The sequence below is a fragment of the Phycisphaeraceae bacterium genome, from assembly GCA_019636555.1.
GTDB lineage: Bacteria > Planctomycetota > Phycisphaerae > Phycisphaerales > UBA1924 > JAFEBO01.
Genome location: JAHBXH010000001.1, coordinates 1,561,626 through 1,577,491, shown reverse-complemented (window position 1 = coordinate 1,577,491; position 15,866 = coordinate 1,561,626). Strand labels below are relative to the sequence as shown.

13 protein-coding genes are annotated in these 15,866 nt (G+C 62.4%); 1 reads left to right on the top strand and 12 read right to left on the bottom strand.

Going from position 1 to position 15,866, the window contains the following annotated elements; translation table 11 throughout:
• Positions 1-35 precede the first annotated feature (35 nt).
• The 5 genes from KF691_06550 to KF691_06530 all read right to left on the bottom strand — a co-directional run bounded on the left by KF691_06550 (position 36) and on the right by KF691_06530 (position 5,721).
• Entirely contained in the window at positions 36-1,034 is a 999-nt protein-coding gene (locus KF691_06550; protein ID MBX3389100.1) for an alpha-ketoacid dehydrogenase subunit beta, read from the bottom strand.
• A 54-nt stretch (positions 1,035-1,088) separates the two neighbouring features.
• Entirely contained in the window at positions 1,089-1,328 is a 240-nt protein-coding gene (locus KF691_06545; GenBank protein MBX3389099.1) for a hypothetical protein, read from the bottom strand.
• A gap of 12 nt (positions 1,329-1,340) precedes the next feature.
• The gene (gene pdhA / locus KF691_06540; protein ID MBX3389098.1) at positions 1,341-2,468 is read right to left on the bottom strand and encodes a pyruvate dehydrogenase (acetyl-transferring) E1 component subunit alpha; all 1,128 of its coding nucleotides are present in this window, start codon (positions 2,466-2,468) and stop codon (positions 1,341-1,343) included.
• A 133-nt stretch (positions 2,469-2,601) separates the two neighbouring features.
• Positions 2,602-4,602 carry an acyl-CoA dehydrogenase family protein gene (locus KF691_06535; protein MBX3389097.1) on the bottom strand — a complete coding sequence of 667 codons (2,001 nt, stop codon included), beginning with the start codon at positions 4,600-4,602 and terminating at the stop codon, positions 2,602-2,604.
• Between the two features lie 201 nt (positions 4,603-4,803).
• Positions 4,804-5,721, bottom strand: coding sequence for an enoyl-CoA hydratase/isomerase family protein (locus KF691_06530; GenBank protein ID MBX3389096.1), 918 nt, complete (start codon positions 5,719-5,721; stop codon positions 4,804-4,806).
• Between the two features lie 151 nt (positions 5,722-5,872).
• Between KF691_06530 and KF691_06525 the strand changes: the two genes are divergently transcribed.
• The gene (locus tag KF691_06525; GenBank protein MBX3389095.1) at positions 5,873-6,664 is read left to right on the top strand and encodes a hypothetical protein; all 792 of its coding nucleotides are present in this window, start codon (positions 5,873-5,875) and stop codon (positions 6,662-6,664) included.
• 53 nt (positions 6,665-6,717) lie between these two features.
• On the opposite strand, the gene KF691_06520 is transcribed toward KF691_06525, so the two are convergent.
• The 7 genes from KF691_06520 to serC form a co-directional block, all read right to left on the bottom strand.
• Positions 6,718-7,464, bottom strand: a complete 747-nt coding sequence (locus tag KF691_06520) for an enoyl-CoA hydratase/isomerase family protein (protein ID MBX3389094.1) — start codon at positions 7,462-7,464, stop codon at positions 6,718-6,720.
• Between the two features lie 13 nt (positions 7,465-7,477).
• Positions 7,478-8,215 (bottom strand): enoyl-CoA hydratase/isomerase family protein, encoded by a 738-nt coding sequence (locus KF691_06515; protein MBX3389093.1) that lies wholly within the window; start codon positions 8,213-8,215, stop codon positions 7,478-7,480.
• A complete protein-coding gene (locus KF691_06510) occupies positions 8,212-9,651 on the bottom strand; it encodes a DUF559 domain-containing protein (GenBank protein ID MBX3389092.1) in 1,440 nt (479 codons plus the stop codon). Before KF691_06510 ends, KF691_06515 begins: the two co-directional genes overlap by 4 nt.
• Before the next feature lie 118 nt (positions 9,652-9,769).
• Positions 9,770-10,675 carry a choice-of-anchor A family protein gene (locus KF691_06505; protein ID MBX3389091.1) on the bottom strand — a complete coding sequence of 302 codons (906 nt, stop codon included), beginning with the start codon at positions 10,673-10,675 and terminating at the stop codon, positions 9,770-9,772.
• A gap of 163 nt (positions 10,676-10,838) precedes the next feature.
• Positions 10,839-12,668, bottom strand: a complete 1,830-nt coding sequence (locus tag KF691_06500; GenBank protein MBX3389090.1) for an acyl-CoA carboxylase subunit beta — start codon at positions 12,666-12,668, stop codon at positions 10,839-10,841.
• 78 nt (positions 12,669-12,746) lie between these two features.
• A complete protein-coding gene (locus KF691_06495; GenBank protein ID MBX3389089.1) occupies positions 12,747-13,499 on the bottom strand; it encodes a hypothetical protein in 753 nt (250 codons plus the stop codon).
• A gap of 295 nt (positions 13,500-13,794) precedes the next feature.
• Positions 13,795-14,967 carry a 3-phosphoserine/phosphohydroxythreonine transaminase gene (gene serC, locus KF691_06490; protein MBX3389088.1) on the bottom strand — a complete coding sequence of 391 codons (1,173 nt, stop codon included), beginning with the start codon at positions 14,965-14,967 and terminating at the stop codon, positions 13,795-13,797.
• Positions 14,968-15,866: the final 899 nt, after the last annotated feature.

The following is a 15,866-nucleotide window of genomic DNA, read 5'->3' as shown; positions in this document are numbered from 1 at the left end:
TTTGGCCCTTTGAAACTTTGGCCCTTTGGCAATTTTCAGTACGCCAGCGTCTGTGTCACGCTCTCGGCGATCCGCTTGGAATCGGGCAGGTAGTCGAGTTCGAGCTTGTAGTACGGCATGACGGTGTCGAAGCCGGCGACGCGCTGGACGGGGGCCTTCAGATTCAGGAAGCAGTGTTCCTGGATGAGGCTCGAGATCTCGGCGCCGAAGCCGCTGGTCTTGGGCGCTTCGTGCACGATCACGCAGCGGCCGGTTTTCTGGACGCTCTGCACGATGGTGTCGAGATCGATCGGATAGATCGTGCGGAGGTCGATGAGTTCGACCGAGACATCTTCGGGGAGTTTGTCGATTGCCGCGAGACACTCGAAGACGCTCGCGCCCCAGGTGATGACCGTGAGATCGGTGCCTTCGGAAACCACTTTGGCCTGGCCGATCGGGATGGTGTATTCCTCTTCGGGCACTTCCTCGCGGAAGGAGCGATAGACGCGCTTGGGCTCGAAGAAGACGACGGGGTCGGGGTCACGGATCGCGGAAGTGAGCAGGCCCTTCGCATCGACGGGCGTGCAGGGCATGACGACCTTGAGACCGGGCGTGTGCGCGTAGATCGCTTCGGGCGAATCGCTGTGGAGTTCGGGGGCGTGGATGCCGCCTCCGACGGGGACGCGGACGGTGAGCGGGATGGTGATCGCGCCGCGGGTGCGTGTGCGGTAGCGCGCGGCGTGGTTGGTCAACTGGTCGTACGCCGGGCCGAGAAAGCCATCGAACTGGATCTCGGGGATCGGGCGCATGCCGGCCATCGCAAGGCCGATCGCCGTGCCCATGATGCCGGACTCGGCGAGCGGCGTATCGATCACGCGGTCCTTGCCGAAGATTTTCTGCAAACCCTCGGTGACGCGGAAGACGCCTCCGTTGGCGCCGACATCTTCGCCGAGCAGGACGACGCGCGAGTCGCGGTGCATTTCCTGCTCCAAAGCCTCGTTGATGGCGTCGACGAGGGTCAGGCCTTTTTGTTTCATTACGTCGGTACGGGGCATGCGGGCTCACTCTCTCGGTTCGTGAAGTTGGAGATTCTTTGCGAGCAGACGACCTCAACCCGCCTTGCGGCGTCGATTCGATTTCTTTGCCAGTTGAATTGTGCTGATCAACGCGGTGTTGACATGAACCGTGCGACCATCTTGCAGAGCAACGACCACCCAGGAACTCCTCGCGGGGGGAACGAGAATGAAGTCGCGGTGCGGAACATGGAATTGGCGACCATCCACCATCGAAATGACGAACGGCTCGAATGGGACTCGGTCTCGGTAATCACGGATGCCGTCGAGTGTCATGCCTCTTCCTGTTCATGAATGGATCGGTTCACCGGCGGCAAGCCCCACCTGACTCGGATCCTGCCCCAGGCTGCTCGTCCGCGCGGTGCGCTTCTGCTTCTCGAGTTCCGGGTTGAGCGCCGCGAACGTGAAGTCGAAGATGTCATCGAACGACGGCTTCTCGATTCCTTCCGCCGTCTTCACGACTTCCGCGACGATCGCCTTGTTGCGTTCTTCCGCCGCCTTCTGCTTTGTCTCGTCCCACAGGTCCTTGGTCTCGAGATATTTCCGCAGGCGGATCAGCGGATCGCGCCCGAGCCACGCATCCACTTCCTTCGGATCGCGATAGCGCCGCGCATCGTCGGCGGTTGTGTGATCCGCGAGCCGATAGGTGACCGCCTCGATGAAGGATGGGCCGCCGCCGCCGCGGGCGCGGTCGATGCATTCCTTGGCGATCTTGTACACGCCAAGCAGGTCGTTCCCATCGACCTGATACGTCGGCATGTCGTACGCGAGCGCCTTCTGCGCCACCGTCTTCGACCGCATCTGCGTTTCGCGGGGCACGGAAATCGCCCACTGATTGTTCTGGCAGATGAAGACCAGCGGCACCTGGTACACGCTCGCGAAATTCATCGCCTCGTGGAAGTCGCCTTCGCTCGTCGCGCCGTCGCCGAAATAGGTCAGGGCAACCTTCTGCTCTTTCCGCATCTTGAACGCCCACGCGATGCCGGTTGCGTGGAGCATCTGCGTGCCGATCGGGATGCACAACGGCAGCTGCTGGACGCCTTCGGGAATCTGATTGCCGCGTTCATCGCCCATCCAGTGGAGCAGGACGTAGTGCATCGGAAGCCCGTGCATGAAGAGCGCGGCGTTCTCGCGGTAGCACGGCACGAGGAAATCCTGTCCCTTCTTCGCGGCATATGCGGTGCCGATCGCCGCGGCTTCCTGTCCCTTGTTCTGCGGGTACGTGCCCATGCGCCCCGAGCGCTGGAGCTTGAAGGCGATCTCGTCGAGCTGGCGGCACTGCTGCATGAACTTGAAGAGTTCCAGAATCTCTTCGTCGCTCAGCGTGTTGCGCGACTGTGCCGCGTCGATCACGCCGTGCTCGTCCATGACCTGCAGGTACTCGATCTCGGCTTTGTACACGGATTTTCGGGGCATGCTTTTCTCCGTCCCCAGGCCCAAATTCCTGAATCTTCAAGAATAGACGTTGGCGCGGTTTTTCGCTCTTGAAAGCCTGAGTTCCCCAAGAAAAAAGCCGCCTCGTTCGGCGGCTTTTTCTGCGTGCATTTCATCATCGCGAACCGGCGTGCATGCCCTCGACGGGCCCGCCGACGGTCGGCGTCCCGGGGAATTGCTTGATCCCGTCCTGCTTGAGCGCGCGCCCCGTTCCTTTCGCCACAGGCGACTTCTCCGGAATCGAGAACTCGTTGTTGGGCATCGCGTCGCTGTGCTTGATCGCCGCGGCGGCCGCCTTGAGCATCGTGTCGTCCGCGTTCTCGGAAAGCTCGCGGATGTTCGCGTAGAAGAACGTTTCCGCGAGATCGAAGAAGTGGAGCGCCGCGGCACGATCGCGCTCGAACTCCGCGCCGTCGCCGCCGCGCCGCAGATCCTGATCGAGCTTGCTGAGCGTGCACGCGAAACCGTGCAGCCACATCGCGTTGTCCGCGAGGCGTGCCTGCACGCACTGGCGCGTGATGATTGCTTCCTCATACTTCTTGCTTGCGCGTTTGAACTGATGGCTGTGCTCGCGGATGAGCCACGCGAGGCGCTGCGCCTGCGTGCGGAGCGATTCGTGCACGCGCGGGGCTGTCGGCAGCCCGCGCCGGATGCCAAGGAAGATTTCGATGCCCAGCGGGACGGCGGCGCGGATGAGCTTGAAGTTGGTCGAGTTCTTCAGGATGCGCCCGATGTTCGCGCCGAATCCCTCGTCTCTGCTCCAGCCGAGCGCGTTCTTGACGGTGAGCATGCTCTCCGCGAGCTGCTTGCCGCCGTACGCGAAGATGAACGACTGCATCACCTCGTTCGCGCCCTCGACGATGAGGTTGATGCGCGAGTCGCGGAAGACGCGCTCGACCTCGTTCTCGGTCATGTAGCTCTCGCCGCCCATGATCTGAACGCCGTCGTTGACCACACGCCAACCCATTTCCGAGCAGAAGACCTTGCAGATCGCGGTCTCGAGCATGATGTCTTCGTCGTGGCGGTCAAGCATCCCGGTGGTCATGTAGAGCACCGAGTCCATCGCATAGTCGTACGCCGCCATGCGCGCCAGCTTCTGCTGCACGAGCTCGAAATCCGAGAGCGGGCGCTGGAACTGATAGCGCGTGCGGCTCCACTTGGTCGCCTGATCGCGCACCTTGCGCGCGCCGCCGATCATTCCCGCGCTCAGCGTGCAGCGGCCGTAGTTGAGGCATGTGAGCGCGATGTTGAGCCCGCGCCCTTCCTGCCCGAGCAGGTTTGCCTTGGGCACGCGGACGTTGTGGAAGCGGATGCGCGCCTGCCACGTGCCGCGGATGCCGCACTTGCTCCGGTTCTTCTGATAGATCTCGACGCCGGGCATGTCCGGGTGGCACACCAGCGCCGAAACCTTCTCTTCTTCTTTCCCCGTCTTGGGATTGATGATCTTCTGCTTGGCCATCACCGTGAACAGCCCGCTGATCGCGCCGCTCGTGGCCCACTTTTTCTCACCGTTCAAGACATAGAACTCGCCGTCGGGCGTCTTCTCGCAGCGCGTTTCCTGTCCGCCGGCATCACACCCGACGTTCGGTTCGCTCAAGCAAAAAGCGCTCACCCAATCTTTCGCCAGGTGAGGCAGCCAGCGCTTCTTCTGCTCGTCGTTTCCGAACAGCATCACCGCCTTGCAACCGATCGACTGGTGCGCCGAAACGAGCACCGCCGTGCTGCCGCACGAATACCCGATGCGCTCGAGAACGCGGTTATAGCTCGTAATCCCAAGCCCGAGCCCGCCGAACTCTTTCGGGATGGTCATGCCCATCACGCCGAGTTCGAAGAGCCGATCGATCACCCAGCGCGGGATTTCCTGCTCCTGATCGATCTGAATCGCGGGGTGTTCATTGTGCAGGTAGTCATCGAGCCGAGCGAGCAACTGATCGCACGCGGCGGTCTCTTTCGCTTCCGGAATCGGGTACGGAAAGACGAGATCGGTCCTCAGATTACCCCAGAACATGTTTTTGACGAAGCCCATCTTCGTCGGTTCCGGCCCCAGCAATGCCTCCGCGTCCTCGATGAGTTTGCGGTCCTTGTCGGACATCTTCATCGATTTCAGGTCGGCCATGAAACTGCTCCGTGGGTGCTTGGGAAAGGGGCGGGGTGAATTAGCGTGAGGCCAGAATCCGGGTCGGGGGCGATGAAACCGTTCCATCCCATTCTTTCCGCGCTTTGTGGGCACGGAAAGTGCTAGCGATTGCCAATCTTCGGTCTTCCACCGAGGTCCGGACGCGGGGGTATCGCCGGCTCACCCATGCGTCCCGCGGCACTATTTCCCCCGGGCAAAGAACGCCGCCAGCGCCTGCTTGGCTTTCGGCGTGTGCCGGAGTCGCACAAGGTGCTTGCGTTCCGCCGCCAGCGCCGCCAGATAGCCCTTCGTCAGTCCCGTGTTGAGGCACTCGAGCACAACCTTTGACTCCTCACTCGGCGGCAGTTCCCCTCGCATTCGATCGATCGACAGCAGCGTCTTGGTCGCCTGTGCCGGCGACCGCTTCCACGGGTCCACTTCCGAGTAGTTCACCACTGCCGCGTTCGCCGCGGCCGACTTCAGCCACGTCTTCGCGGTTTCGAGCAATTCGCCCTGAGAACTCGCGATTTCCGCGAACAATCCCGACGCCTTCGCCTCCTCGAACAGCATCGGCTTTCCCTCGATGCAAAGCCGGATGGCGTCTGCAGGGTTGTCGAGGCTGAGCGGGTACAGGTTCGTTCCGCCCCATCCCGGGCACAGCCCGAGCGAACACTCCGGCAAGCCCACCGGATAGGGCTTCCCCGGCTGGCCGTCTCTCCCGGCCGGAGGTGCGGCGACAAGCGCATCGCAGTGCATCGCCAGCTCCAAACCCCCTCCCAAGGCGGCACCGTTGATCGCCGCCACGGTCGGGAACGGGAGCGTCGCCAATGTGCAGAAAACGCGCTGCCCGAACTCGAGATACCGGTCGAGCTGGTCATCATCCCACTCTGAAATCGTTTTCAAGTCCGCCCCGGCCACAAAGACCCTATCCGAAGCCGACCGGACAATTAAGCCCCGAATGTCGCGCCCCCCGGCGCCCGCCAAGGTTTTGAGAGCCGCATCGAGCCTTTGGAGCAGCTCCAGGTCCAGCACCACGACCGGCTTTCCCGGTTGTTCGAGGGTGAGCGTGGCGAACCCGTCGGCGGCGCGGTCGATCGGAAGGGGAGTGGCGTTGCTCAATTCGGTTCTCCGCTGAAAGTGTGAGGAGCGTAGGAAATATGACTGAACGAAGCCCGGTGATTCGCGTACCGAAAGGCAGAGAACCGATTGACCAACAAGTGCGCTGAAGTTGGTAGACTATTAGCAACACATTTGGGGGCGAGGACAGCACGTGGTCGACGACAAAGTCTGCGTCATTTGCGGGATCGATGTTTCCAAGAAGCGCCGAGTCAAGGACAAGACCGGGCGCTACGCGTGCATGGAGTGCGCCACGCGCGAAGGCATCGACGTCAAAACGGGCAGCCGCTCGGGGAGTCAGGCCGGCGCCAATGCGATGTCCGAGACCGCGACCCACGCCGGGATCGACTACTTCTCCACGATGCACCAGGAGTTCTGCCCGCAGTGCGGCACGCTCCTAGGCAAAGACTCCACCATCTGCGTTTCGTGCAAGTACAACACCGCGCCCGCTTCCGAGCAACTCCCTCAAGGAATGCAGGCGGACACGCTCGGCCCGATCGCGCGCCGCATCACGGATGAAGTCTCCGCCTATATCCCCAATTTCTACTTCGGCCCGCGCAACCAGTTCATCGCCTGGTGCACGCTCTTCATCGCGATGTGGGCCATCGGATCAAGCAACCTGAAAACGATGTATCTCTACATCGCGGCATGGGCGTTCTTCCTCGCCGTGACCTACGTCATCACCATCGCCGTCACGCTCAACGACAAGAAGCCGATCTGGGCCGCGATCGGAATCTTCGGAGCAGTCTTCCTGCCGCTCGGGATCTCAATGCCGGTTTATGGCTTTATGAAGAGCCATCGTTCATGGCTCAAGGTGCTTTGGGTCGTCGCGATCCTCGCCCTTTTCGGCGGCTCAAGCCTGTACTTCTCGATGCACCACGCGGAGTGGGAAATCGTGCAGGGCAAGCTTGCAGCGCTCCCCGGCGTGCGCTCCATCATCAAATAGCCGCGAAGCCGCCACTCCGTCTCTTTATCTCTCCTTCTCTTCTTCTCTTTGCGCTACCCCCCCAGCTTTGCCCGCAACCTCGCCTGCGCATCCGGCGTCGCGAGCACCGAGGCCGAAAGCTGCGCCCCCTTCATCACGATCGCCTCATCAAGCGAACCGTCGAGTTCGTTCAGCAGCTTCTTTGTCGCCGCGAGGGCGTTCGGCCCGCCCGACGCCAGCCTCTTCACAACCGAGTCGGTCGCCGCGTCCAGTTCCGCCGCCGATTCACACAGCACATCGATCATGCCGCAAGCGTGCGCCTTGCGCCCCGACATCAGACCGCCGCTGAGCAGAATCTTGCGAGCCCGCCCCGCCCCCACTTTCCGAACCAGCCACGGCGCGACCACCGCCGGGCAGACACCGAGGTCCACCTCCGGGTAGCCCATCTTCGAGTCCGCGTGCGTGACCGCGAGATCGCAAACGCACGCAAGCCCGCACCCGCCTCCGATCGCGGCGCCGTTCACTTTCGCGACCACGACCATCGGCAGCGCTCGAATCTTCACGGTCAGCTTCGCGAGCGACGTGAGCAATTCGAGCGCGAGATCGTTGTGCCCGAGCACCGCCTTCAAATCCATTCCGGCGCAGAAGGCTTTGCCGGCGCCGGTGACAACGAGCACGTGCGGCCCGCCCGCCACCTGCATCGAATCCACCGCGCTGTGCAGATCGCGCAGAAGATCGAGCGAGAGCGCGTTGCGCGCATCGGATCGATTCAGCGTGAGCGTCGTGACCGGACCTTCGACTGAAAGCGTTACAAAGTTCATGAATTGCCCATATCTATCTGGTAGAACTCCACGCCAGCGGAAGCAGCCGCTGCTCCTCTTCACCCCCGACCAGCGAAAGCGATGCCCGCAGCCCATCTTCTCCGCTCCGCACCGGAACGATCGTTCTCAGCCATTGCTTCGTTGCCGCCATCGCACCGCGGGGCTTTGCCGCCAGAACTTGCGCGATCGCACTCGCCCGCTCTTGCACTTCTTCGGCCCGGTCCGTGCACTCATGCGCAAGCCCGCACGCCATTGCCGCCCGTCCGTCGATCAGGCCATTCTCCAGTTCACGCGCTCGCGTTGGGCCGTCACCGACAAGATTGCGAAGGAACGGAGCCGAGACCGCGGGGGAAACGCCCAACCGCGCGACCGGATAGCCCAGTTTCGCATCCGCGTTCGTCACGATCACGTCGCCGCCACCCAGGAGTGCGCACCCGCCGGCAATTGCCGCTCCATGCGCCGCGATGATGACCGGACTGTCGAGTGCCGCGAGCGCACCGATGCACAGGTGCAGCCCGTTCAAAAGCGCTCGCATCACCGCGCCGTCCGGAGAATCCTTGCAACGCGAAAGGTCGAAGCCGGCGCAGAACGCCGCGCCTTCGCCACTCAGCAAGAACGCCCCGGCTTCTTTCGGTGCCGTGGCGATTGCGGCTCGCAGATCCGTCAGCATTTCGGGCGTGAGCGCGTTCCGCTTTTCCGGGCGCGAAAGCGCGATCTCGAACACGTCGCCTTGGAGCGCCGACTTGATCATGCGCTTCCCTTTCCATCGCCCGCACGCGACTTGGCGACGATCTCACGTGCAAATGCCGCGGCAGCGCTCAACGCCTCCAGATCCACATTCGTTTTGTAACCCGCTTCGTGAACCGTGCGCACGAGAAGTTCCGTCGAAATATTCCCCGGCGCACGCTGGATCGTCCCGTCGGGGAGCGTCTTGCTCGCATAGGGACACCCGCCCAAGCCGGCAACCGAACCATCGAAGGACCGCACGCCCACATCGAGCGCGGCACGCACACACTCCGCCGCGCGGCCGAAGGTGTCGTGGAGGTGGAGAGTACTGAGCACGCGCCCGCCAGCAATCGGAACGACGTTCCGCACTTCTTTCAGAAGCGCTCGCGTTGTCTCCGCCGATCCCGCGCCGATGGTGTCACCGTAGTCGACTTCATCCACTCCCAAGTCCATCAACCGCTTGGCAACGTCGGCAACCGCGGCAGCCGGGATCGGCCCCTCGAATGGGCACGCGATCACGCACGAAATGTACGCCCGAACCTCAATCCCATTCTGATGCGCCGCCGAAACAACCGGCCGAAACCGATCGATGGATTCCGCGATCGAGCAGTTGATGTTTTTCTGGCAGAACGTCTCTGATGCAGCGGTGAAGACGGAGACTTTTTCTATCAAGTGTCTGTGCGCGAGACGATTGGTATCGAGAGCACCCTGCAACCCGCGCTCATTCGGCACCAAAGCCGAGAACACGGGATGCAGGAGCCCCCTCCCCGAGGGAGGGGGTTGGGGGGTGGGCGCGTGACGCGAGGGAAACAAGCGTCGTTCCTTCTCATCAGGAATCGCCTGCGCAACTCTTCGAATGTACTTTGCAACAGCTAAGCCATCAGCGATGACACGATCATTCCTCACTCGCAAGACGGAAAGCCCGCAGGATTCCAAGTAATCGCTTCGCTCTGCGTCACGTCGCTTGGAATCGGGATCGTCATGCGACCTTCCGTCCAACTCGACGACCAACAATCGATCCTGGCAAAAATAATCGAGAATGAACGGCCCGAACGGGTGCTGACGCCGAAACTTCAACCCCATCAACTCGCGTTTGCGAAGGTGCGTCCAGAGGATCCACTCTGGACCAGTCATTCTCGCGCGCAGTTCGCGAGCTCGCCGCATGGTGAGCGCATTGCGGGCCGGAGGCTGCCAAAATGGTGTCGCTGTTGGCAATTCCTCGCCCACCCCCTGCCCCCTCCCTCGGGGAGGGGGTTTCAGAAGCCGCGCAAACACCTCTTGCGCATCCCCCAACTGCGGCACCCACTTCGGACTCACAAAGCTCGTCACCTCGATCTCGTCCACGCCCGTCTTGCAGAGCAACTCGACGAGTTCGGCCTTGTCGGCCGTGGGGATCACGCCGGGCTCGTTCTGAAGCCCGTCGCGCGGGGAAACATCGGTGATGCGGACAAGTTCGCTCACATTCGCATCGTAGCGAAACGGCCTCTCGGCACGCGTATCTCGCCGCGGCAACGAAAACGGGCGGGAGCACGCGCTCCCGCCCGGATCAATCTGATCATTTCGTCGATGCGGGGCCGCCTCACCGACGGCGACGACCGGCGAGCAGCAGACCGAATCCGCCTAGAGCCAAAGCGCCCGGCGCCGGGATGTTCCCGCTGAAGTTCGGCAGGTGCACTTCGCCGTTCTGGTTGAACGTGTCAGTGAAGACGCTGCCCTCGATCGCCGTTGAATTCGACATCGTGGCCTTCGGGGCGAGGATCGCACCGAAGAAGTGGCGGTCGATGTTCAGGGTCGTGGCCTCGTAGAAGTTCCAGATGATCTTGGAGGCGTTGGGGATGTTGAACCCGCCGAGCATGTTGCCGCCGTTGTAGGTGATGTTCGTGCCGGCGACATTGATGATGACGGTCGAGGCGCCGTTCATCGCGATGTCCATCTGCTGGACAAGGCTGTTCTGGAAGAGCGAATTGCCGTTGACGTTGAAGACCGCCACGCCGCCGACGCCCGCGATCGCATTGAACATCACACCCGCTGGCTGGCTGTTGGGGATGGTGACCGTGTTCGTCGCGCTCAGGCTCGAGCAGTACGAAGACGCATTGGTCACATCCGCCCAGGCGCTCGAGATCATCGAACCGACATTGCTGTCGTTCTGGATCAGCGCGCCGCCGCCGTTCATGTTGAAGTTCGCCGCGCCCTTGCTGCCGAACAGGCGGGCGCGCCCGGAGTTCACCTGGTAATTGCTCGAGCCCGAACCGCCCGAACCGACCACCAGCGAATCGATATTCAGATAGCTCGATGTCGGCAGCAGCTTCGTCCCGTAGTTCGACGTGCCCGAAAGCTGCCCCACCATCGTCCTTCCTTCGACTTCCGAAGACGACGTGAGCTTGTTCTTGACAATGAGATTCCAGTCGTTGATGGCCGAAGCGCCAGCAACCTGGACCATGACGCCCGCCGCGAGCGCGGCAGCGCCGAACACAAACTTCTGCATGTCTTGCCTCTCTCAAAAACCCACGAAAACGCAGTGCGCCCACGCCTCCTACAGCATGAACGTCAAGACACTATAGCGAACGACTGCCCTATCGGGCGCGCCCGAAAGCCATTTCCGTGCGATCTTCACAATTCAGTTATTGGTCCAGCATGCTGCACCGGCGCTACGTCTGCAACACGCCCGTCTTGAACGGCTTGCTGTAATCCCACCCCTGCTCCGCGATCGCGAGCGCCTCGATCAGTTCATCCCGGGTTTTATGCGGCTCGATGATCCGGTCGAGCCAGCCTCGCGCGGCGCCGTGGCGGATATCGGCCTGCTCTGTGTACCCCGCGTGGATCGCACTGTAGATCTGCTTGTGGGTTTCGGGGTCGATCGTTTCGCCCTTGCGCTTGCGGCTGGCTTCTTCAATCGTCGTGAGCACGCCGGTCGCCTGGTTCGCGCCCATCACGGCGCATTTGGCGCTCGGCCACGCGAACGACAGGAACGGATCGAATGCACGCCCGCACATCGCGTAGTTGCCCGCGCCATAACTGCCCCCGGTGATGACGACGATCTTGGGCACGATGCAGTTGCTCATCGCGTTCACCATCTTCGCGCCGGCGCGGATGATGCCGCCCTGCTCGCTGTCGCGTCCGACCATGAAACCGGTCGTGTCGTGAAGGAACACGATCGGGATCTTGCGCTGGTTGCAATCCATGATGAAGCGGGCGGCCTTGTCGGCGCTGTCGTCATAGATCACGCCGGGCATCTGCACCGCCTTGGTCGGCCCGGTCTTGCCACCGGCGACGGTGCGCTGCACCAGTTTCTTCTGGTTGGCGACGATGCCGCAGGGGCGGGTGCCGATGTGGGCGTAGCCACAGACGATGGATTGGCCGTAATCGGCTTTGTATTCGTCAAAGTCAGGGGCGAGGGACTCGTGGCCTTCGGCGTTCTTTTCTGCGCGAACGTCAACGATGCACGCCAGCACTTCTTTCACGTCGTACTGGGCGCCCGATTTGTCCGTGAACGCGTCGTAGATTTCGCTCGTCGCCCTGAACGGACGGCCGTGCATCTGGCCCTCGATGATGTCGCATGTTGCCTCGTAGTGAACGACGTTCGGATCGTCTTTCATCCGCTCGGCCATCACCTGCATGTACTTCGAGTACTTCTCCATCGCCTCCGGCGAACCCATCACTTCGGCAAACCGATCGGGATGAAAGCGATGAGCGCCGGTCTTTGCGACCAGTTCGCGCAGCCGCGCCAAACACGCATCATCATCCTTCTCTTTGAAATCGATCGTTCCGCTCACGCTCGCGTGCATCGCTGCGCCGCCGAGTTCCTCGTCGGTGACTTCCTGCCCGATCGCCGCCTTCACGAGCGCCGGCCCGGCGAGATAAAGTCCCGAACCCTCCGTCATCAGGAGCGTGTCGCAGAGCACGGGCAGGTATCCCCCCCCCGCGACGCAGTAGCCCATGATCGCCGCGATCTGCGGGATTCCCTCGGCGCTGATCACCGCGTTGTTTCGGAAGATGCGTCCGAAATCATCGGTATCAGGAAACACATCTTCCTGCAAAGGCAGATACACGCCCGCGCTGTCAACGAGGTAGATCAGGGGCAGACTCGCCATCATCGCGATCGCCTGCGCCCGGATGATCTTCTTGCACGTCATCGGGAAGAACGCGCCCGCCTTCACCGTCGCGTCGTTCGCGACGATCATGCAGCGCCGTCCCTGCACCGTGCCCACACCCGTGACGACACCCGCCGCCGGCGCGCCGCCATGCTCTTTGTACATCTCGTACGCGCACCAGAGCCCGTACTCCTGGAAGAAACTCCCCTTGTCGATGAGCTTCTCGACGCGCTCACGCGCGGTCAATCGCCCCTTCTCGTGCTGGCGCTCGATCGCCTTCGCGCCGCCGCCCTGCTTGAGCTGCGATTCGATCTTCAGGTACGAATCCGTCAACTCGCGAAGCGATTGAACCTTTGCGTCGGGCTGGGTCGTCGTCTGTGTCGCCATCGTGACTCCGTACGGGGGGGACGGGGTCGGTCAGGATAGCCGAGAACGCCCTTGCGAACCGCGGCACGGATCACCCGATCAACCGCCACTCGGCCTCGCTTCGTTCCACTCTCGGACCGCGCGGCGAGCCGCCTCTTCCCAGTTCAGCGCAACATCCCGGATCCCGCGCAGGTCGATCACCACCGGCGCCATTGCCGCGGCAATCGACGCCGAGGCGACCACAGACCGCACGTCCAGGCGTCCCTTTCCGACCGGCACCCGCGCCGCGCCATCCCAATCGCAAAGCCGGATCGCCGAAATGCCGCGCGCGATCAGCGCTGCCGGGTCTTGCCCCGCGGCGAGAACCTGCGCGCAATCGACACCGCGCGCGATGGACGCTGGGACATTCGCCGCGACCGACAGCGAGAAGTCCGCGATCGTCACGCCGCGCTCGAGCGCGGCGCCGGAAATCGCCTGCACCGCGTGCGCGAGCGGCTTGGGCGGCAGCGAAAGACAGAGCACTTTCGACTCGATCGCATCGAGTGCCGCGAGTTCCGATATCAATTCGATCGCGCCCAAGATGGCGCCGATCGCGCGATCGACGTGCGCCGATTCCGCCAGATGCGCCGGCGGCAGAAACAGATCGATGCCCATCGCACGCACGCCCGCGCGTTTGAGGATCGAAGCAAGATCCCGCCGCGCCGAGCGATCCAAATCCCGCGACCGCAGACCCGCGAGCGTCGCGTCGAACTGGATCCGCGGCTCACCGAGCGACGCCATCAGCGATGACGCCAGCGCGAGCGACCCGCGCGGATCGGGCGAGATGTTCGAAATGGAAAGCGAGAGCGGCACAGGCTATTGAATGCGGGAAAGTCGAAGAGAACGCGGAGTTGGCGGAGAAAGCGGAGTTTCGCGGAGAGAGGAGACATGAGATGGACGAGCAGATTGAGTGAACGTCTGGCCGACTCAAGGACTTCCGAAACCCTCTCCGTTATCGCTCCGCCGAGTCTGCGCGATGCCACCCCCTTTGGGAAAGGGGAAGACAAATGCAATGCAAGCAAAGCAAGCGAGAACGCGAATCAGATTGATACTCCCCTTCCCTTGCATTCACTCCGCGACCTCCGCGGGCTCCGCGTTCTTTCCCGCCTTATCCGTGCTTCTTCTCGAACTCGCGCATGAACTCCGCGAGCGCGACGGCCCCCTCGCGCGGGAAGGCGTTGTACATGCTCGCGCGCATGCCCCCGGTGTTGCGGTGGCCCTTGATCTGGTCCATCCCCGCCTTGAACGCTTCTTCGCAGAACAGGTCGTCCAGCTCGGCGCTCGGGGTGTGGAAGGTCAGATTCATCAGGCTGCGGCTGTCGGGGCGGGCGTGGCCCTTATAAAACTTCGACTTGTCCAGTACGTCGTAAACAATCTGCGCTTTCTCGCGATTGCGCTCGAGCAGCGGAGCGACGCCGCCCTGCTTCAAGATCCAGTTGAAAACCAGGTTGCACATGTAGATCGGGAAGACCGGGGGCGTGTTGTGGCGGCTCTCGTCTCTGGCGAGCACCTCGTAACTCATCATGCGCGGCAGTTTGCGGACGGGCTTGAGCAGGTCTTCGCGCACGATCACGACCGAGATGCCCGCGATGCCGACGTTCTTCTGCGCGCCGGCGTAGACGATCCCGAACTTGTTCCAGTCGACGGGGCGGCTGAAGATGTCGCTGCACATGTCCGCGACAAGAAAAGAACCATCGGGGATTCTCGGCAGGCGGATCGAGCCGTCGGCCTCGCGCCACTGCGTGCCGTAGAGCGTGTTGTTCGTGCACATGTGCACGTAGACGGGCTTGTCCTTGTACTTGATCTCGTCGTCGGTCGGGCAGTGCGCGTAGCCGGCCTTCTTGCCGCTGAAGGCTTCGTACGCGCGATCGGTGTAGACGCCGATTTCTTCCCACGTGCGCTCGGACCAGTAGCCGGTCGTGAGAAACGCGGCGACTCCGTGATCGGGCAGGACGTTGGCCGGCACCTGGTGATTCTGCGTGGTCGCGCCGCCGGTGAGGAAGAGAACCTGGTAGTTGGACGGGATGTTGCCGACCTTGCGCGCCGACGCTTCGGTTTCGTGGAGGATCTCGTCAAAGAGCTTGCCCCGGTGGCTCAGCTCCATGATGCCGATGCCGCTGTCGCGGACGTTCCAGACCTCTTCCTGCGCCTGGCGGAGCACTTCCTCCGGGAGCATGCTCGGCCCGGCGCAGAAGTTGTACAGGCGTCCGAGGCCGGCGCCGGGCATGCCAACACCAAGCCCCGACACGAATTCCGCTTTGTGCTTCGATGCAACACTCATGGTCGAACTCCGCGAGTTGCTGCAAGAGTACGACGGTCGAACACCGAGGAACCGAACGGTGCACAGGCCAAGCCGGAATGCCTAGTACTCGTTTGTCTTGCTCGTATCGAGTTCGTTCTCGACGGTTGAATCCATCGTGCCGTCGCCTTTGATTTTGGCACGTGGTTCACCGCGCGGCACGTCCCAGCCGCGCGCGCCGCCACGGGTCATCTGGTACCAGCCGGCGGAGGCACGGAAGCCGAGCTTGCCGCCTTCGGTCTTGGTGTTCGCCATGCGCGGGCCGTAGTCGCTTTGTTCTTCAAACCAAGAAAAGCGCTTGCCCATCTGCTGGCGCGATGATTCCTTGGATGGGTCCCAACCCGGGTTGGTGTCGGCGGTCAGGTAGACGCGCACCGAGCTGTCGTAAAAGGGCAAGGGCTGACGGCACTGCGGATCGGCGAAGAAGAACGCCTGCCGGCCGAAGTGACGGCCGAAATTGTCGGAAGCCCAGGTCTTCTGCTGCGGAAAGCGGATGTCGGTAATTCGCTTGTTTCCGAGCGAGCCTGTGGGAAGAGACGAAGGCGAGCCGACCGCATCGGAGAAATACACATAACCGTTGTTTGCATAGATGATCGCGGCGCGCTTATTCGCCACGCCGCCGCCGCCGATTCCTTCCATGACGTTGTACACCTTGTCCGGGCTGTAGTGCGCAGAGTGGATCGTGTACGACATCCGGAACGGGAGGCGCCAGCGCGCATCCTTGTCGCCGGAAACCGACGGCACTGGGACGCCGGCCTCATCGACGCTCTTGTACGATTTCTGGAGCATCTGAAGATCACGGTCTTCAGGGCAAGCCGCAATCGGCATCGGCATCTGTCCGCTCATGTAATCCATGAGGGGGATGTGGCTGTAGTACACAT

Bases quoted from the DNA above. Each gene is read 5' to 3' on its own strand.
- KF691_06550 (MBX3389100.1), bottom strand. From the start codon at position 1,034: ATGCCCCGTACCGACGTAATGAAACAAAAAGGCCTGACCCTCGTCGAC.
- KF691_06545 (MBX3389099.1), bottom strand. From the start codon at position 1,328: ATGACACTCGACGGCATCCGTGATTACCGAGACCGAGTCCCATTCGAG.
- pdhA (MBX3389098.1), bottom strand. From the start codon at position 2,468: ATGCCCCGAAAATCCGTGTACAAAGCCGAGATCGAGTACCTGCAGGTC.
- KF691_06535 (MBX3389097.1), bottom strand. From the start codon at position 4,602: ATGGCCGACCTGAAATCGATGAAGATGTCCGACAAGGACCGCAAACTC.
- KF691_06520 (MBX3389094.1), bottom strand. From the start codon at position 7,464: ATGAACTTTGTAACGCTTTCAGTCGAAGGTCCGGTCACGACGCTCACG.
- KF691_06515 (MBX3389093.1), bottom strand. From the start codon at position 8,215: ATGATCAAGTCGGCGCTCCAAGGCGACGTGTTCGAGATCGCGCTTTCG.
- KF691_06505 (MBX3389091.1), bottom strand. From the start codon at position 10,675: ATGCAGAAGTTTGTGTTCGGCGCTGCCGCGCTCGCGGCGGGCGTCATG.
- KF691_06500 (MBX3389090.1), bottom strand. From the start codon at position 12,668: ATGGCGACACAGACGACGACCCAGCCCGACGCAAAGGTTCAATCGCTT.
- serC (MBX3389088.1), bottom strand. From the start codon at position 14,967: ATGAGTGTTGCATCGAAGCACAAAGCGGAATTCGTGTCGGGGCTTGGT.